The organism is Parasphingorhabdus litoris DSM 22379 (assembly GCF_020906275.1).
In the GTDB taxonomy this organism is placed as follows: domain Bacteria; phylum Pseudomonadota; class Alphaproteobacteria; order Sphingomonadales; family Sphingomonadaceae; genus Parasphingorhabdus; species Parasphingorhabdus litoris.
This window is the reverse complement of sequence record NZ_CP086727.1, coordinates 2,136,266-2,155,666: the sequence shown is the minus strand read 5'-3', so window position 1 is coordinate 2,155,666 and position 19,401 is coordinate 2,136,266. Positions and strand designations below refer to the sequence as shown.

Annotated in this window: 11 protein-coding genes; 8 read left to right on the top strand and 3 right to left on the bottom strand. The window is 48.3% G+C overall.

The window, feature by feature from the left end; genetic code table 11:
* The first annotated feature begins 56 nt into the window (after positions 1-56).
* The 5 genes from BS29_RS10350 to BS29_RS10330 all read left to right on the top strand — a co-directional run bounded on the left by BS29_RS10350 (position 57) and on the right by BS29_RS10330 (position 5,661).
* On the top strand, positions 57-1,535 hold the full coding sequence (locus BS29_RS10350; protein WP_229953577.1) for a DUF3336 domain-containing protein: 1,479 nt from the start codon (positions 57-59) through the stop codon (positions 1,533-1,535).
* Complete coding sequence (locus tag BS29_RS10345; protein WP_229953576.1) at positions 1,532-2,389, top strand: alpha/beta hydrolase; 858 nt, start codon at positions 1,532-1,534, stop codon at positions 2,387-2,389. Before BS29_RS10350 ends, BS29_RS10345 begins: the two co-directional genes overlap by 4 nt.
* A gap of 28 nt (positions 2,390-2,417) precedes the next feature.
* A complete protein-coding gene (locus BS29_RS10340) occupies positions 2,418-3,347 on the top strand; it encodes an alpha/beta fold hydrolase (protein ID WP_229953575.1) in 930 nt (309 codons plus the stop codon).
* A gap of 68 nt (positions 3,348-3,415) precedes the next feature.
* Entirely contained in the window at positions 3,416-4,417 is a 1,002-nt protein-coding gene (locus BS29_RS10335; protein WP_229953574.1) for an NAD(P)H-dependent glycerol-3-phosphate dehydrogenase, read from the top strand.
* Positions 4,418-4,749: 332 nt separating this feature from the next.
* Positions 4,750-5,661 carry a crotonase/enoyl-CoA hydratase family protein gene (locus BS29_RS10330; RefSeq protein WP_229953573.1) on the top strand — a complete coding sequence of 304 codons (912 nt, stop codon included), beginning with the start codon at positions 4,750-4,752 and terminating at the stop codon, positions 5,659-5,661.
* Positions 5,662-5,668: 7 nt separating this feature from the next.
* On the opposite strand, the gene BS29_RS10325 is transcribed toward BS29_RS10330, so the two are convergent.
* From BS29_RS10325 to putA, 3 genes are all read right to left on the bottom strand, one after another.
* Complete coding sequence (locus BS29_RS10325; RefSeq protein ID WP_229953572.1) at positions 5,669-8,257, bottom strand: response regulator; 2,589 nt, start codon at positions 8,255-8,257, stop codon at positions 5,669-5,671.
* 5 nt (positions 8,258-8,262) lie between these two features.
* Positions 8,263-10,419 (bottom strand): GGDEF/EAL domain-containing response regulator, encoded by a 2,157-nt coding sequence (locus tag BS29_RS10320; protein ID WP_229953571.1) that lies wholly within the window; start codon positions 10,417-10,419, stop codon positions 8,263-8,265.
* 108 nt (positions 10,420-10,527) lie between these two features.
* Positions 10,528-14,217 (bottom strand): bifunctional proline dehydrogenase/L-glutamate gamma-semialdehyde dehydrogenase PutA, encoded by a 3,690-nt coding sequence (gene putA, locus BS29_RS10315; RefSeq protein ID WP_229953570.1) that lies wholly within the window; start codon positions 14,215-14,217, stop codon positions 10,528-10,530.
* Positions 14,218-14,325: 108 nt separating this feature from the next.
* On the opposite strand from putA, the gene BS29_RS10310 reads away from it, so the two are divergent.
* The 3 genes from BS29_RS10310 to BS29_RS10300 all read left to right on the top strand — a co-directional run bounded on the left by BS29_RS10310 (position 14,326) and on the right by BS29_RS10300 (position 19,334).
* Positions 14,326-14,805, top strand: coding sequence for an Lrp/AsnC family transcriptional regulator (locus tag BS29_RS10310; RefSeq protein ID WP_229953569.1), 480 nt, complete (start codon positions 14,326-14,328; stop codon positions 14,803-14,805).
* A gap of 162 nt (positions 14,806-14,967) precedes the next feature.
* On the top strand, positions 14,968-15,858 hold the full coding sequence (gene thyA, locus BS29_RS10305) for a thymidylate synthase (RefSeq protein ID WP_229956855.1): 891 nt from the start codon (positions 14,968-14,970) through the stop codon (positions 15,856-15,858).
* Positions 15,859-16,052: 194 nt separating this feature from the next.
* On the top strand, positions 16,053-19,334 hold the full coding sequence (locus tag BS29_RS10300; RefSeq protein WP_229953568.1) for an autotransporter outer membrane beta-barrel domain-containing protein: 3,282 nt from the start codon (positions 16,053-16,055) through the stop codon (positions 19,332-19,334).
* Positions 19,335-19,401 lie beyond the last annotated feature (67 nt).

The following is a 19,401-nucleotide window of genomic DNA, read 5'->3' as shown; positions in this document are numbered from 1 at the left end:
ACAGGTGTCTTTCTGCAGGAATACGTGTATTCGGTCTTTCAGTAAGCGAGTAAAATATGATTTTGAATACCACTTTGAAGATGGAAAAGGCGATGGCCCAGGCGGAAAATTATTCCGAATGGTCTGACGCTGCTGCTGCGCATGATCGCTCTACCGGAGTCGACAAATGGAAGGCTGCGGATGAAAGCAAGCATTTCGATAATGTCTCAATCCGCCGCCGGCTCAAGCGCTTGTCGAAGCTTTGGAAAGCGCAGGATAATGCAGGTCTGCTCTATGCACTGAATGAAGGCATTCATGGCAATATGGATGGCATGGGCAATGACCGCCTGCACCAGAAAGCCAAATTCGGTACCAAGCAACTGATCCAGGACTATGTCGATGCCATCGTCAATTCGCTGGAATATCTGGCGAGCGACAAGGTTGATGATATTCCATTTGAAGAGAAACTGGATTTCTTTCGCCGCGCCCAACATTGCTATGGCCGTTCAGCCTTTTTGATGAGTGGATCAGGTGCGTTTCTCTATTTCCATATGGGCGTGGTAAAGGCTTTGTGGTCTGAAGGTCTTTTGCCACATATCATGTCTGGTTCTAGCGGTGGTTCGATCGTTGGTGCCTTGATTAGCACACATGTAGATTCCGAAATTCCACCCTTTTTTGAACCTGAGAATCTGGTCACCGAAGGCAGTGATGAAATAGCGTCTCAGACCGGTTTGAGTATATTCGGTGGTTCAAGGCGTCTGAAAATTGACGAGATACGTGAGCGGATCGCGACGATGATTCCCGATCTCACATTTCAGGAAGCTTATGAACTGACCGGACGGCACTTAAATGTTTCAATCGCACCGGCGGAAAAGCATCAGACATCGCGCCTTTTAAACGCTATTGCCTCGCCCAATGTTTATATTCGTGAAGCAGTTATGGCTTCCTGCGCTGTGCCCGGCGTCTATCCGCCAGTCACGTTGGCAGCCAAGGACCACAAAGGCGAACGCAAACCCTATTTACCCAATCGCAAATGGGTGGATGGTTCTGTAACCCACGATTTACCTGCTAAGCGGCTAGGAAGACTCTATGGTGTTAATCATCATATCGTCAGCCAAGCCAATCCACTGATCACGCCTTTTGCCACTGATGTGAAACAGCAAAGAACGCCGATTTCTGCAATTAGAAATGCGACCACCTCGACAATGAAGGCTTGGCTCAATGCCAATGTCGAAATCATGCAGAAACCATTGTCCTATTTTCCGCGACTGAATAGCATGGCAAATATGACATTGTCCGTTATTAACCAGGATTATACGGGCGATATCAATATCATACGGCCAACAATGTTTTGGAGCCCGTCTAAAATTCTCAGTGATCTAACGGTAGAAGAGATCACTGAGCTCATTCAACTTGGCGAGCGTACCACATGGCCCAAGATTGAAATGGTCCGCACGCAAACGAAGATCAGCCAGACTTTGGACCGTATTTTATTTGAATATGAAACAGAGCTGGCACACGATCATATGGTTGCGGTGAAAAGGAAAATAGCTTGAGGCATCAAGAAGGGGAATTGACGCTACCAGCTTCGTCCGCGGCGGCGGGTGATACGCTCTATTGTCAGAGCTGGATACCAGAAGGCACGATCAAAGCTGCGATCATATTGGTTCATGGTTATGATGAGCATAGTGGGCGCTATGGCTATTTCGCTGAACATTGCACCAAACTGGGGTTCGCAGTCCATGCAGTGGATCATTGGGGTCATGGAAATTCAAACGGAGACAATGGTTTTGTATCCGAGTTTTCGGTTTATCATGATGGCCTAGATGCATTAATTGAACAGTTGCCTGAGACGCAGCAGTCGCTGCCGATGATATTAGTTGGTCATAGTCTAGGTGGATTGATAGGCGCTACGTATCTCTTAAAAAAACAATCCCGTTTTGCGGCCGCAGTTTTGTCTGGGCCAGCAATAAAGGCAACGGAAGAGCCATCTTCTTTCTTGAAAGCGCTGAGCAAAATACTCTCAAAAGCAGCCCCGAAAATGGGCGTTCTTGCGCTTGACCCTTCTGGTGTAAGCCGCGATCCAAAGGTCGTCGCTGACTATCTCGCGGATCCACTGGTATCAGGCACCAAAATCGGTGCGCGTTTGGCGGCTGAAATGATGGTCAATATGGAATTGGTGCAGAATCAGGCCGCAAAGATAGAATTGCCCATGCTCATGCTGCATGGTGGGCAGGACAGCTTGACGGCGCCCGAAGGTTCAGAATTTCTCCATGAGAATATCGGTTCCAACGAGAAGATGCTGAAAATCTATCCAGAACTTTTTCACGAGATTTTTAATGAGCCCGAAAAAGACATGGTGCTTACTGATATGACCGACTGGATTGCACGCATATTAGCGCACCAATGATGGCAAATGCGAATGGGGGAATTTCGCAATGATGATCATTCTATATATCTTTGCTGCCTTTTTATTGACAATAATCGCAGCCTATTTCTTTCTTCCAAAAGCGCTTTTTGATCTGATGACCGGAATGCTTCGGATGCGCGGTGGAATGCGCCAAAAATCCGTCAAAGTAGGTGACAATGTCTGGCCATATTTGGAAGGTGGACGCGGGAATGATGCTCCTGTTGTTCTGCTCCATGGATTTGGTGGTGATAAAGACAATTGGTCACTCTATGCGCCTCATATCACTAAACATCATCGATTGATTGCACCAGACTTACCGGGTTTTGGAGAAAACGACCGGTCACTCGATCGCGACTATGATATCCTTTCTCAGGTCCACCGGCTGAACGCTTTTCTTGACGCGATGAACATTACAAAATGTCATATTGGCGGGAATAGTATGGGCGGTTTCATAGCTTTGCAGTTCGCTATGGAATATCCGGACAAAGTCTCGTCACTCACATTGTTCAACAATGCTGGCGTCATGGGCGAAGACAAAAGCGAACTTGCCATTGCGGCTGAAAAAGGCGAAAATTCGCTGGCGTTAAGCAGTGTATCGGATGTCGACAGGCTTATGGCTTTCGTTTCCCACAAACCAAAACCGATGCCCAAAAATTTCAAGAAACTCTTTTTTGCGGAAGCCAACGCCCACAAGGACCTATTGGACAAGATATTCTGGCAGATTGCCGGTGCCGGTATCAATCATCCTCTTAACGACCGATTGGGCGAAGTGATGGCCCCAAGTCTCATCATCTGGGGACGTCATGACCGACTGATTGATGTCAGTTGCGTTCCCGTTTTGGACGAGGGGATCAAGAATAGTGAAGCGGTAATTTTCGAGGAGACGGGGCATATTCCGATGATCGAAAGACCAAAAGAGACTGCTGCCGTGCACCGGGCATTCCTTGCAAAACATTAAATTTGCCGTCAGTCTGAAAGCATAGAACTTCTCGGAAAGAGGAGTCGCTAGAAAACAGGGGAAAAGCTATGAAATTGCGCGTTGGACTATTGGGTGGCGGTTCATGGGGAACGACGGTCGCCTCTCTTGTTTCGCGCAATGCACCGATAAAGATCTGGGCAAGAGACAGTGATACTGTTCGGGATATCAATGAAAATCATCGGAACGGCAAATACCTCCCTGATGCGCATTTGCCAGAGGCATTGGAAGCAACCGGCGACATTGGCGAGGCTGTGTCTGATGCTGATGTGCTGGTCATGGCTATTCCATCGAATAACTTTAGAGCCGTTCTCGAAGAAGCGAAATCCTTTCTGCGCCCTTGGGTTCCGGTTATTAGCCTGACAAAAGGCCTCGAGCTGTCAACGGGCAAGCGCATGACAGAGGTTATTGAGGATGTCCTGCCGGGGCATCCCGTAGGCGTATTAACCGGCCCCAATTTGGCGCGTGAGATTATGGCAGGGCAAGCCGCAGCCAGCGTCATTTCCATGGAGGACGAGATTATCGTTAAACAGCTTCAACAGCTGTTCCATTCGGGTTTGTTTCGCGTTTACACCAATACCGATTTGCTGGGATGTGAACTGGGCGGCGTTTTGAAGAATATCATCGCGATCGCCGTGGGGATGGGCGATGGTCTGGGGGCAGGGGACAATACCCGCTCTGCTTTGATCACTCGCGGTCTTGCCGAGATTACCCGACTGGGTGTGGCAATGGGCGGGCGACCTGAAACTTTTGCCGGCTTGACTGGCATGGGCGATATGATCGCCACATGTACCAGTCCGCTGAGTCGCAATCGCCATGTCGGTGTTGAGCTAGGTAAGGGGCGTAATATCGACGAGATTATCGAGGAAATGTTGATGGTTGCCGAGGGTGTGAAAAGTGCGCCGACGGTAATGGCTTTGGCAAAAAAATATAATGTAGCCATGCCGATTGCCGAAGATGTTTTTGAGGTGACCAAGGGAAGGAGGTCGGCCGTTCGAGCTTATCGTGGTTTGATAAGAGCATCAGCAGGTTCAGAGGCCGAAGCAGGTTGATAGTAACAGTTGAAACTGCTTATTTATTACCGAAGGTAAACGGTTCGAGGTTAAAGTTGATAGCTGCTTTTTCTGGGATTTTCTCTACAATTTTACCAAATTTTACAAGCGCTTATTTACCACTAAGTTGCGCCAAAGACTGGCGTTTTTTTAAGTCCATTAAGGATATAATTTAATGGTTTGACTTTTACTTGCTTCTTTTTGGGGCGTGCCATAAAAATATGCCCCAAGCACTTCGGTTATTGTTACGTCAGAGTTTCGACGTAACCCCGATTATGTGGAGAGTATATATGGATTTGAGAAGCCAGGCCGTAAATGATGTCGAGACCGATTTGGCCGTCGATGGAACGGATTCATTGATCATACCGCAGCGTGGTTTCGGACAAGACATACTCACACAAAAGTTCAACGAAATAGAATTGCGGTTCGACAGATCCGATGAAATTTTCTGGTGCTACATGAATCAGAAATCTCGCCCCAGCTATACTTACGAACTGGGTGACGAAATCCAACTCGTGCAGGATTGGATACACACGAACTACGCCATGGATCCAGGGCAGACGGCCGATCCACTGCGGTATTTTGTCTGTGGGTCGCATACGCCAGGTATTTATAATCTGGGTGGTGATCTCAAACATTTTGCCGATTGCATCAGAAGACGGGATCTCGGGGCGTTGAAAAAATATGCACGAACCTGTGTTCACATGCAATTTGCCAATAGTACAGGATTTGGTGCGCCAATCATCACGATGGCTTTGGTCCAAGGTGATGCACTGGGCGGTGGCTTTGAACATGCCTTGGCATTCGACATCTTGGTGGCTGAACGCAGTGCACGACTGGGTTTGCCGGAAATACTGTTTAACTTGTTCCCTGGGATGGGGGCTTATAGTTATCTTCGACAGCGTCTCAGTCGCCGGGAGACGGAACAGTTTATTCTGGAAGGAAAATTGTTCACAGCCGAAGAGCTGTACGATATTGGCGTGGTCGATATTCTCGCCGATGATGGTAAGGGCGAGCAGGCCATCGTTGAATATACAAGAGAAAACCGCAAACGTTTCCACGCCGAGCGCGCTGTTTATAAAGCGAGACGCCTTTCCAACCCGGTAACGATTGATGAGTTGCTTGAAATTACCGATATGTGGGCGGAGACTGCGCTTTACCTTGAAGAATCGGATGTGAGGAAAATGGAGCGGTTAGCGGCGGCCCAAGAGCGACGAATTCAGCGCTCGTTGAGAGCTATTTGATCCCAATTTAGCTCGCGACACTCACGTCGTTATCGAAATCGCTTTTTTCGGCCGTTTGAGGCTTTTCAAGGAAATCCTTTATTCGAGAGACTTCCTGTTTAATTTGCGCAAGATACTCATGACGCCTTTCAGAGAAATCTGTCTCTGTAATCACTTCGAGCTGCGAGCACATTTCAGCCAATTTACTGGCGCCAACGTTGTTTGCGCCACTTTTGAATGCATGGGCGTGGAAACGGAAATCTTCGACATTTTCTTCATCGACTGATCGGTTAAAAGCGGTCATGATGTCTGCTGTATCGTCGATGTAAGCATCGATTATTGACCGGACGAACAACTCGTCGCCAATAGATTTAAGATACTCCATTTGCTTCATATCGATGGGTGGTTCTACGTCGCGTGCGGGTTTTGGTCCGATAGTGTGCACAACATCAAATGGATCAGGATCTCCGAGCATCTGGGCATCTTCCGCATCAACAAAATTACCTGTTTGCTCGGCTACCGTATCCAATAATACGCCGGCTTCTATTGGTTTTGTGAGGCGAAGATTCATACCAGCATCTAAGCATTTCTTCTCTGTTTCTTCGGTGGAGTCAGCGGTCAGACCAATGATAGGAATCGGGTTGCGCGGACCTTCAATTTGACGCCACAATTTGCAACATTCAATACCACCAATATTTGGCATGTTCACATCAAGGAACATGATGTCGAATGAATATTTCTCAAGCTCGTCCAATGCCTGTTCACCATCAAACACGACAACAACTTTGTGGCCAGCATTGGTAAGGATTGTCTGCAAAACCATCTGATTGGTGCGGTTGTCGTCAGCAACCAGAATGTCCAATGAAACTGACGTTCGGATGATCCGCTGTGGGTCATCCTCAGGCTTTTTACCGGTCCGATTGAAAGAACAGCCGATTTGCACAACGCTCCTTACGGCGTCAAAATCTGCCGAAGCTGGTAGTACCGAAGCGAAAGCAGCGCGCAGTTTTATCTCGTCCAAGTCTTTGCTGCTATTCGTAGACAATAGGACCGGTGGCAAATTGGCATCGCGGAAATAGTTCCAGAAAGTCGTATCATCTCTGTGCTGTTCAGCTATTTCATCGTCGAGCAAGGCAAGATCGTAGGATGTTAATGGACGGTTTTTCAGAATTGCTTCCAATCGATCATTCTTCGCACACTGAACGTGATCGATATACACGTTTTTGGCTTCATCCTTTGATATGGAGGGGCCATTCAAACCAAAACCCAGCGATAATATTCTGAAGTTTTCCTCTTTTGTGCTGATCTTCGCATCGGAGACAATATCAATGGGACAGCTTAGGGTGAACGTACTGCCTTCAGAGATGGCGCTTTCCAGACTGATATCACCACCCATTTGCAGTGCCAGTTGCTTGCAGATCGCCAGACCCAGGCCAGTTCCACCAAAATTGTCGATAATGCTGTCATCTTCCTGTTGGAAAACCCCGAATATTTTTTCGTGCGCTTCCTCAGCTATTCCCGGGCCGGTATCGGTAACAGAACACCAGAGCACTGGGATATCTGCGTCAGTGTCGATGCCGCATTTCAACGTGATTGACCCTGATTGTGTGAACTTCACTGCATTGCTGGTTAGGTTGATCAATATGTTGCGGATATATTCAAGTTGCCCGGCCACTAACCGATCACTCATCGCTTCTGCTTGCAAAAATATTGTCAGACCTTTTTCATCTGCGGCCAGCTGCATGATGTCCCGAACGTCGGTAATCACATCGACGATACTAAAGTTTTTGGGCTCCGGTAATTCTTCCTGCGTATCAGATCGCGCAAAGCTCAACAGTTGATTGATCAGGTGGAGAAGATGCTGGCCAGCGGAAACACTGGTGCTCACCATTTGCTGTTGTGCTTCTGGTAATTTCATGTCCAGCAAATGCGTACCATATCCAATAATGGCATTGAGCGGTGTACGAAGTTCGTGACTGATGCTCGCCAAGAATAGGCTTTTTGCTTTGTTGGCCTCTTCTGCCTCTTTGGTGGCTTTCGATATTTTTTTGATCAAAGTTGAGCAATAAGCGGGGATGATGATCAATCCGACTAACAGACCCGATGAAAGCGAAATGTTTTCTTGCCAGAACGGAACGTTAAAAACCGTCCAGCCGAACGATAGTGTTCCCATCGCTGCGGCGACAGCCAGCCATTTGATACCAAAGCGAAAGCCATAGCCCAGAATGACCCAAAGATATAAAGGATAAAGAGCCGCGACAGCCCCACCGCCGATAGCGAAAAGATAAGTGGACACCCCGAAATCTGTGCATAGACCGGCGATGCGCCTTGCGGTACTGGGCCCCGGATTTAGCCTGTAAGCGATGAATATGGCCCAGCTCGACAGCAGATGAATCTGAAAGCCCAGCATGATATCCTTGGGCGCTTCCAGAAAGAATGAGATAGAGAGTGTTATAAGGATCAAGACCAACCGGTTGATGATCATTTCCCGTTCGCGATCACGACCACGCGCCGCTACCCCACGATGACTATGGTGGCCATGATGATGATGGTGGTGGTGATGCGATTTGCGCTTGCCGGATTTCTCCTGCCGCTTTTGCGGGCTGAAGGTAAGCATTCTGACTACCCCTCCACGGCACTTGAAACGCGGCTCGGGGGTTTGCCAAATAATTTGGGTAGATCTTCAACACGTTGTGGTCGTGCAATTTTGAAGCCCTGGATTTCATCCACACCGGAGACTTGCAAAAGCTCAAGTTGCGCATCATTCTCGACACCTTCAGCAATGACTCGCATGTCAAGAGCATGAGCGAGGTGAGAAATTGTCCCGATGATGGCACGATCAGCTGCAGATTGCTCAATGCGTGATATGAAGGTTCGATCGATCTTCAGGCAGTTGGCTGGCAGATCCCGAAGATACTGAAGAGACGAATAGCCGGTGCCGAAATCGTCGATAGAAATACCTACACCAGTTTTGCGTAACCGACTCAAAGACTCGCGGACATGGTCGTTATTGTCCAGCAGCAGTTCTTCGGTGATCTCTACCACAATCTTTGACGGATCAATGTCGTTCTTTTCAATATTCGACAGTATCTCTTCGCAAACATTCTGCGTTTGGAATTGTCGCGGCGATACGTTTATGGCTACACGCGGAAGATCAATACCTTCATCAGCAAATTGCCGTATCTGTCTGCACACTTCGGCAATAACCCATTTGCCGAGGCTATCCATAATTCCGGTGTCATCGGCAACTCTGATAAACTGTACCGGTAACAGGCGCCCGCGAGTTGGGTGTTCCCAACGGACCAGCGCCTCCAGGCCAACATAATTCAAGCTTTTTGCATCAACAATAGGCTGATATTCCAGAATAAACTGGTCTTGACCAAGTGCGTCGCGCAGCTCGATCTCCAGCGCAGCATCAGCTTGCGCAATTTGGTTCATACCTTCCGAGAAGAAGCGATGGCAATTGCGACCGTTCGCTTTGGCGTCATACATTGCGAGGTCGGCCAAGCGCAGCAATTCTTCATATTCGTTGCCGTCTGTTGGTATCAGGCTCACACCGATACTTGCGCCGATAACCTGTTCGACGCCGCTGATTGAATAAGGTTCGTTGATGGCCTTCAAAATCTTCGTGCAGCGTGAATTGATCGTGTCAGCGCCATCCACTTTGCCCAATATGATGGCAAATTCATCACCGCCGATACGGGCGGCGAAATCGTCTGGGCCAATTATTTCAAGCAGGCGATCAGCGACTTCGCGTAGCAACGTGTCACCACTATGATGACCCCGTGTGTCATTGATTACTTTGAAACGATCAAGGTCAAGTAACAACAGCGCGGCTTCCTGACCGGTCTTTTCACAGTTATCTATGGTCTTGCGGACTTTTTCTGCCAGCAGCGCACGATTGGGCAAGCCGGTTAGCATGTCATGTAAGGCCAGATGCGTGCGATGCTCTTCAGCAAATTTCCGGGCTGTAATATCAACGGCGGTTGTCAAAACGCCGATCGTCTCACCTTTGTGATTCAATAACGGCGATTTATTACAATGGAAGATAAGCTCCACCCCATCGCTGGTGAACTTTTCTTCGTAGTGAGGAATGGGCTGTTCTGTTTTCAGAACGCTATTATTCCTTCGCTCCGAGTTTAGAGCAAGTTCGGGACCTAATATCTCACCAAAATCCTTGCCGACCATCTCATCAGGTGTCTTATCAAACAAAGCAGATTGATAGGCATTCGTGAACAGGCATCGCCCTGAACGATCAGTGGCGTTGATCATTATGGGTATGGTATCAATAATCTGTTCCAACATGCTCTTGCTTGCTGGTGCATCATGATCAGTCGCGTCAGAGAGTGCGGCATGCTTTCTCTCAATTTCTGAGGCGCGTTTTCTCAAATTGACGCTTTTCTCGCTTTTGGTCAAAAGCGATTTCGCGCGCTTACAAAACTCCACATGGGATACTGGGCTTTGTAGAAAATCTGTTGCCCCGGCATCAAGCGCAGACAGTCTGCATTCACGATCTTGATGCGCGGTGATAACAATTGCAGGAACATCGCTGCAATTCGACATTTTGCGCACATTTTTGATGAACTCTGCACCATTCATTTGTGGCATTCGGTAGTCCACCACCAACAGTTCAGCGCTATTTCTTTTCAACCACTCTAGGGCTTCGACAGGATCAGCAAATGTCACGGAGGAGTATTTCTCCCCCATGATGGTCACAAACTGGGCGTAAATCCTTAGATTTGTTGGCCGGTCATCGACAATGAGAACGCGCGTTGTCATAGAGCTGCATTACGCAGCGATGATCAAAATAAGGTTAACGTGATTTTGGTATTCTGTCTTATTGAAACTAAACGTGCAATGCCGGGAAAGAGCCATCCAGATTGAAGCTTAGGCGTTTAGTAACGAAACATCTCCGCCTGCTGCTGCGACGTTACGTGTGACCGTCTTTTCATGAACATAACGATCATGCGTATCGGCCATTGTTAACATAGGTAGAATTGGACCTTTTCTGCCTGCAATTGCAATACCGAGAGCCTTGATATCAAGATCGTTTGGTTCGATGATTACAGCGCCTACATTGGCATTTTGCAATTGATCAACCATTTCATCCCATTGACCATCAAGAATCTGAGCAAGATTTTCAATTCCTGACACGCGATTTATTTTGGCGAACAGGGTTTCAATATTCTCGTTGATGCCTGCACGGCCCATCTGCAGAAAACTGTTACCGGTTATGATTGCCCTTATACATGCAATCATAATATCATTAGGGTTGCGCAGCATTGAGATGATGAGACCACGGCCTTGAACACTATAGAAGTTGGTCTCCCCCGCTGGCGAGGATAGAGCTAAGTCACTTGACAAAACGCGATCCCTATTTTGCAACGCCTCTTGCACGAGTTTCCCAAAATCGGACCCAGTAATCGATGCAATCAAATTGATTTGATTTTGATCCACTATCTGGTGATGGGCAGCAATGCCTTTTGATACTGCAATAGAGAGTTTTCCAGATACATCTGACATATCGGCCATTGGAGAAGCTGGTTGATCTGGAATACTAATGTCGGTCCTATTTTTAGCAGACAGGCGGAGCAAATAGAGCGGACCACCAGCTTTTGGACCCGTTCCGGATAGTCCCTGGCCGCCAAAAGGTTGCACGCCAACAACTGCGCCAATTTGGTTGCGGTTTATATAAATATTTCCAACGTTGGCTTTCCCGGCCATGGCGTCGCAAATATTGTCGATCCTGCTTTGAATGCCGAGGGTTAGTCCAAATCCGCTTTGGTTGATCTGGTCTATCATTTCTTTCTTTCGGTTCGCGGGGAACTGAACAATGTGGAGGACCGGTCCGAAAATTTCTTGATCAAGATCGGAAAAGCGATCTAACTCATAAGCCACGGGATGAACAAAATGGCCATCCCCCGTATCTCCTGTCGATGACTCACCGACTTTTTGCCCAATTTTGTTCAACCTTTCTATATGCGCAACGATATTCTGCTTGGCGGCTTCATCAATGACGGGCCCGACATCACAATCGATTTGATCAGGGTTACCGACCTTCAACGCATTCATCGCTCCGCTTAAAAGCGTCTTGAACTCATCTGCAATATCTTCTTGCAAACATAAAATACGTAAAGCGGAACAACGCTGTCCGGCACTTTGGAACGCGGATGACACCACGTCATCGACGGTCTGTTCCAGCAGTGCAGATGAATCTACTATCATGGCATTGATGCCACCTGTTTCAGCGATCAATGGCGTCAAAGGCCGGCCATTTTTTGCGAGGCTGTTCGCTATTCGTTTGGCTGTTGCGGTTGAACCGGTGAAGGTTACGGCAGATGACAAAGGGTCCGCAACCAACGCTTCACCAATATGTGCGCCATCACCGGGGATCAGATTGACGGCCGCTGGATCAACACCGGCATCGTGTAGCAATCGTATTGCCTCTGCCGCTATCAGCGGTGTTTGTTCGGCGGGTTTCGCCACAACAGTGTTGCCAGCGGCAAGCGCAGCCGTGATCTGCCCAAGGAATATCGCCAATGGAAAATTCCACGGTGAAATACAGACAGCTACGCCTAATGGTTTTCTATCATTGAATGAAGGAGCCTTGATTTGTTGGGAATAGTAGCGACAGAAATCGACCGCTTCGCGCACTTCATCAATAGCATCTTGCCATGTCTTTCCCGCCTCTTTGATCGCAAGATAATGGAATGTGCTCGCGCGTTTTTCCAACAGATCGGCGGCAGTATCCAATATTTTGGCCCGCTCAGAAATCGTACGACTTGACCAGAAGTCGAGCGCTTTGCTCGCGGCCTTTATCGCTTCTCTGGCGTGATCTTCATTTGCTATCGTAACTTCACCGACTTGTTTGGTGAGATTAGCGGGATTTAAGATTAGTTGCGTATTGCCCGCCTCTTCCTTGCCAGCGATATTGGGGGCAGCAAGAAAAAGTCGTTTGCTGGCTTGTTCCAGACCTTTTTCAAAGCGCGACCGCATTACTGGATTGGATAGGTCCCAACCGGCAGCGATTTTTCGACCATCATTCAGATAGCAGCGTGGCCTGGGAATATTGTTGTTTGTCACTGATTCATATTGCGCCAAAGCATCTACCGGATCACGGGCCAAATCCGAAAGGTCCGTATCTTGATCGGCCAGCTTATGAACAAATGAGCTGTTGGCACCATTTTCCAAAAGTCGTCTTATCAGATAAGATAAAAGATCTTTCTGTGTCCCAACAGGTGCGTATATTCGACTACTTGTATTGGGTTGATCCAATATGATATTGTGCAGCTGTTGACCCATGCCAAAAAGCCGCTGGAATTCAATTTCCCTATCAGCACCGGCCAGTTCCTGTATGGCGGCGATGCTGGTGGCATTATGTGTTGCAAATTGCGGATGGAAGAGATCTGGATGGTCTAGCAGTTTTTGCGCACAGGCCAGATAGCTGAGATCCGTCATCTCTTTGCGCGTGAAAACTGGATAGCTCTCTAGTCCCATTTCCTGCGCGCGCTTTATCTCGCTATCCCAATAAGCACCCTTGACCAGTCGTATAAATAGCGGTGCTTCAAGTTGCCGGGCCTTCTCTGTCAACCAGTCGAGAAGAGGTAACGCCCGCCGCTGATAGGCTTGCACCACAAAACCGAGACCTTGCCACCCTTTCAATTCCGGGATGGCAATAATGGCAGCTAACACATCCATTGATATGTCCAGTCGCTCAGATTCTTCTGCATCGATTGTAATTTGGACGTTCGCTTGCCGCGCTCTAATGGCTAAGCGATAGAGCTTTTCAGCAATTTCGGGAACGACATGCTTGGCTTGTCCATATTCATATCGTGGGTGCAGAGCTGAGAGCTTCACGGAAATTCCGTGGTTTAGCCGTGGGTCTTTATTGTTCGCGTTGCGCGCGACTTCATCCAGAGCGTTGGAATAGGCTTCATAATATTTATCGGCGTCAGCTTGGGTTCGTGCTGCTTCGCCGAGCATATCAAAGGAGAAAAGATATCCGGCGCGCCCGTACTGTTTAGCACGCTTCAGCGCCTGCTGAAGTGTTTCAGCAAACACAAATTGTGATGATAGAGTTCTGATGGCCGCCCGAGTGACAAAGCGCAGTTGAGCATCGCCAAATTTTGCCAACGGGTTTTTGCTATTTTCAGTCCATTGAAGCCATTTGTCTGTCAGATGTAATGCTCTGCCCGCCAAGCTCATTGCGAGCGTATGGCCTGAACCACTATGCGACAACCAATCTTGACGGCTTAGTTTGTCGCGGATGAGTTCGTTGGCTGAAACAGGATCAGTAGTTCGAGACAAAGCCTCTGCCAGACGCATAAGCTGAACACCCTCATCGCTTGACAGGCCGTATTCTCCGAGAAACTGATCGATCAAAGGCTGCTTCTTGGCCGAACGTAACTTTCCGATCAGATTTTTGCTATTGGCAGATATTTTTTGCCGACTTGCATCATCCAATCTCAGATCGTTTCGCATCTGAGCATATAGAGCATCCTCGCTACGCCAAGTTGCTACCGAAATGGCAGAGCGGATCTTATGTTCTGATGGACGGATAGTGGTTTGCTGATTCATTGTATGAATCTATGAAGATGAATTGGGATGGTCACATCAAAGATTGACATCTCATGGGAAAAAATACTTAAATGAGATCAAGTATTAGGGTAAAAGGTTTGATGTAGCGTGGAAGACAGAAATCTCGATGCGTTTGATTGGCGTATATTGAAGGCTGTGCAAGCGGATGGTCGGCTTTCGCTGTCTTCTCTTTCTGAACAGGTGGGTTTGTCCAAAACGCCATGTCAGATTCGCCTCAGGCGGCTTGAAGATGAAGGCTATATTGTTGGTTATCACGCGCAGCTGAATATGCGCAAAATCCGCAAAAACTACGTCGTGTTCATACAAGTGAAACTGGAGGCCACCAGCCGCCGGCATCTCGATCAGTTTAATACTGCTGTTAAAAAGATGGATGAAATCCAGTCATGTCATATGATGGCGGGCGGATATGACTATTTGCTCAAGGTTCGTTGTCGCAATATGGAAGAATATCGAGTGATCCTCACTGATTGTATCAACAATCTTCCGGGCGTGTATCAGACCACGACATTCCCGGTTATGGAAGAGGTGAAAACAGCGGTTGGTGTTGATCTCGCCGGTTTAACTTAGTGTATGTTCGAGATATAAATTTGCGTGTCAGCTTTGCCAGTCGCTAGACACAGGCAATTGACCGGTTGAGCAATGCGTCAGAGCCGTATAGCGGTGTACAGAAATTTTGGAGGACGCATCGTGGTTACGGATCAGCATTACGAACAGCAATATCTTGATTTAATGCGTCATATCTGGACGAGTGGTGATGAGCGGGTGGATCGGACTGGGGTTGGTACCCGTGCCATATTTGGCGCAACAATGAGATTCAATCTCGCTGATGAAGCTATTCCATTGCTTACAACCAAAAGGGTTTTTTGGAAAACAGCGACACGGGAGATGCTCTGGTTTCTAACCGGCGATACCAATATCCGAAAATTGGTTGAGCAAAAGGTGCACATATGGACCGACTGGCCGTTGGACAAATATCGCAAAGAAACAGGTGAAGAGATAAGCAGGGATGCTTTTGAACAACGGATCATTGAAGATGACGCATTTGCAGAACAATGGGGTAATCTGGGGCCAGTATACGGCAAGCAATGGGTGAATTGGCCACGATATACACCAGCAGGTGAGGGGTTATATCGACGCGAGAAAAATGGCATCAATCAGATCAAATTGTTGATTGATGGCCTCAAAAATAACCCTGGATCACGGCGTCACATCTTTACTGGGTGGAATGTCGCTGAGCTGGATGAAATGGCACTTCCGCCTTGCCATAAGACTTATCAATTTTATGTCGCTAACGGTAAGTTGTCAGGCATACTCTATCAACGCAGCTGTGACCTGGGACTAGGTTTCGCATTCAATATCTATTCTGCGGCGTTGTTAGTTCGCATGATCGCACAGCAGTGTGATCTAGAACCTGGCGAGCTTGTTTGGAATGGTGGCGATGTACATCTCTATCTGAACCATGCTGATCTTGTTGAAGAACAACTATCTCGCGACCCTTTTGGCGCTCCAAAGTTTACAATATTGAGAAAGCCAAAATCGATTTTCGACTATCAAATTTCCGATTTTGAAGTGCGAGACTACGAACCACAATCCCATATTTCTGCGCCTGTGGCTGTGTAAGGATACTTTTTGCCGACGCTGTAATATTACTCTTGGCGGTTATTGCATGCCAAAACGGAGTAACTTTATTCCAGTGGGGGAATGTAAGTTTACAAAAAAGTGTGATAACAACGTTGGCTTGACGAGTCGTAGGGGATTCTCAAAAAAAAATAGTAGTGCGGAGTAGTTTTATCTAACTCTAAGGGAGAGCTGAAATGTCATTTCAAACCATTAGTCGTGCCTTATTCGTAACAGTATCTGCGACCGCTTGTGTCGCCGGATTGGCGACAACTGCACAAGCCCAGACGGAGCTGAATGCAGCAGAGAATTCTGCCCAGTCTCGCCCGGTAATGGTTGAAAATGCTCCCAGCATCGTAATTAGGGATGATCTGACTTTAGACGATCCGCCCCCCATCGGCGTGTTTGACAACACTGTCGATGTGACGGGCGTCGGACAAATGACCACGCGACCTGATCAGAACAGTTTCGGACTTGGCCTCTGCACTGGTACGTTGATTAATCCACGAACAGTTCTTTTTGCTGCACACTGTGTGAATGACCAAGCTGCAGAAAGCTATGGTTTCGCGACGGGTGGCACAGCAATCGCATTTGGCTTCAGTGCTGATAATCGTCCTGCTGTAAGGCGCTGGGTCGGGCTCGATGGCGGCGTCGCAAATCAAACTGACGTGGATTTCAATATCTATAATGTAGAGCAGGTTTGGTATGATGAGCGCTCTATTCCAACGGGTTTTCTGGAAGCTGACGTTGCGCTCGCTACTCTTGATACGCATGCTGATGGCGTTCCAACATGGACCATGTTGTTCTCGCCATTGAGAGAGGAGACGCATGGCATCATAAATGGTTACGGAGCAAGAGGACTGGGGCCTGATGGTTCCAATCTTGGAATCGATTTCCGTCGCCGTATTGCCGAAAACATGATCTCATCCGCCAGCTCGTTAGACGACAGGAACAACTTCCTTTTCGGACCTGGCGATCCGGCACTGCCTCAAACTCTGTACAACACTGATTTTGACAGCCCTGATGGTCAAGATGCCTTTGATCCAAATAATGGAAGGTTTGATTTCGACCTCTATGATGGAGCGGCATTGCCAAGGGAAGGGACCACGGCAGGCGGTGACTCAGGCAGTGCATTGGTTGCTGATGAGCTGTTCGATACACCTGTTATTACATCAGTATTGTCCGGCGGTTCCAGGTTCTTCGGAAATGACCCAGAAGATCCACTGACATTCCAACCTTTCTCATCTTACGGTACGCAAAGCTTCTACCAGCCGCTTTATCTGTTCTGGGATCAGATTGTCGCCAATAACAGCTATGTATATGCTTCCAGCCGCCCTGGAACGCGTAACTGGATGAATCCGCGACACTGGGTACAAGATTTGGATCCAAACTATGGCATCAACGTAGATGGAGAGCTCGTTAACGGACTGCCGGGCTTTGAGGCACCGGGCGTAACAGGCGATACACCGAAATTTGGCAACGTTTGTTTCCTTGATGACTGTCTCGACCTTTCAACCCTGAGCGTTGAATTTGATGAAGGAACGCCAAATAGCGTCTTCATCGAAGGTGGTCCTGGTAGCCGTAATTTTGTTCCGAACAATGTTGTCGCAAATCCGACAGCTGGTGTTCGCGCGCGTTATTATGAAGTGACGCTGGCGGCAAATGGCGCGACGCGACTGCGTGACGATGTAACGATCGACCGGCTGAATATCGAAGGTGGAGCTCGGCTTGATATTCGCAGGCGAGGAAACCTGAAGGTTTGGGGAGACTACACACAGACGGGTGGTTGGCTCGATCTTCGGGGTACCCTTACAACTGGTGAAGCCTTCCTGGGTGTGGGTCTGTTGACGGGTAACGGATTGTTCGATCCAACCTTCCTGACGTCGGTCAATGGTTCGATCGCACCGGGGCGTGGCTTTGGTGATCGAGGCACTTTGACAATCGCAGGTGATGTCATTTTGGCTTCCGGTACATTGGCTATCTTTGATGTCAGCCGGCGTGGTAATGATAAACTGGCTGTAATCGGCGATGACGATAATGATGGTATTATCTCGCTGGGTGGTACGGCGGCTGTGGTCAATGCCTTTGGGCGTCGCAGTGCTCGCTTCGGTCAGACGTTTGAGATCATCACGGCCGAAGGTGGCGTCGAAAATACGTTCGATGAAGTTGTTGGCCGGATCGGTGTTCTTTATCCGGAGCTTATCTATGGTCCGAACAATGTCACCGCGAGAATGCGGGCTCTCCGTTTCTCAGATTTCTTTAATGATAGCGGCGTAACCAATCCATTTGCCTTGGCATTTGGTCGAGCGCTGGATGGAGCTCGCGGGCGTTCGTACTCTGATCTGAGTAATGTCTACGGGTTGATTGACGTTATGGAGGCGAGCCAGTTGAGCGCGACCTTCCAGAGCCTGTCGGCAACGCAAGCCGGCCGCACGACGACACTCGATCAGCAGCAAAGTTCTGCTATGCGTAGTCTTGTGTCCGATCGGCTATCGCTGCTGGGTGCTAAAGAAGGTGTGAAAGGCAAGATCAGAATTATCGGCGCTCCGGGAGTTCTGAACAATCGTGAACTAACCAATAGTTCGGCTTCACAGCTTAGCTTTGCTGGAAACTACCAATCATCAAGCTGGAATGCTGTTCAGCTACCAGAGAATATGAGTGGTTTCATGTCGGCAGGATATAACCAGTCCACATTGGCGTTCGGCGGAAATGGTACGCAGGACAGACAGGGTAGTTGGCATATCGCTATGGGGCTCGAATTCGGTTTGGATGACCGCTCAACTATTGGTACGGCCTTCGGTTATGCCGATGGTGCCCAACAAGTAAGCGGCAGCTTGGCGAATGTTGAGACCAATCAGGCGTCCGTCTATGGTAATTATCGTCTTGGCGGTAACTTCTATATCGGTGGCCAAGCATCCATGTCTCATTCCCGGATCGACTCTGACAGCAGAATATCCGGCGGAGCGACTCTCAATAACTTGAAAACCAGCTCCTTGGCATTTGCGAGTGAAATTGAGGCAGGCTACAATATTGATGTAGATGGTCTCATGCTCACACCGCGCGCCAGTATCGGTTATTCATCGTACAGCGTTAATGGGTTCCGTGACAATGCGGGGAGCCTCGCAATGGCTGTTGATGAGATTAGCCGCTCCGGCCTGGAAGCTAAAGTAGGCCTTAAGGTGTCCGGTAGTGCTAAAATGGGTTTTGCTTCAGGATGGACGTTCCAGCCTGAAATGAAACTTGATTATGTTAACCGGATTTCCGGGAATGATACTAACTTCAGTGTAAGATTCCTGGATGCGGAAAATCTACCATTTGCCTTGCCGATTGGATTGCAAGATGCGTCTTATGGTGAGATGAAAGGTGGATTCAGTTTCGCCAATGGCCCGTTGAGCTTCGGCGCAGCGGTTGAGAGCCGGATAGGCCAACAGGTCTATCGCGACGATCGGGCCGTGGTGAATATGTCGATACGCTTCTGATCGTAGACATTTCCACACATTACAGGATATAGGAAAAGGGGCAGATTATTGCCCCTTTTTCGTATCG

Coding starts and splice junctions, on each gene's coding strand:
- putA (WP_229953570.1), bottom strand. CDS start 14,217: ATGAATCAGCAAACCACTATCCGTCCATCAGAACATAAGATCCGCTCT.
- BS29_RS10350 (WP_229953577.1), top strand. CDS start 57: ATGATTTTGAATACCACTTTGAAGATGGAAAAGGCGATGGCCCAGGCG.
- BS29_RS10340 (WP_229953575.1), top strand. CDS start 2,418: ATGATGATCATTCTATATATCTTTGCTGCCTTTTTATTGACAATAATC.
- BS29_RS10320 (WP_229953571.1), bottom strand. CDS start 10,419: ATGACAACGCGCGTTCTCATTGTCGATGACCGGCCAACAAATCTAAGG.
- BS29_RS10300 (WP_229953568.1), top strand. CDS start 16,053: ATGTCATTTCAAACCATTAGTCGTGCCTTATTCGTAACAGTATCTGCG.
- BS29_RS10325 (WP_229953572.1), bottom strand. CDS start 8,257: ATGCTTACCTTCAGCCCGCAAAAGCGGCAGGAGAAATCCGGCAAGCGC.
- thyA (WP_229956855.1), top strand. CDS start 14,968: ATGCGTCATATCTGGACGAGTGGTGATGAGCGGGTGGATCGGACTGGG.
- BS29_RS10335 (WP_229953574.1), top strand. CDS start 3,416: ATGAAATTGCGCGTTGGACTATTGGGTGGCGGTTCATGGGGAACGACG.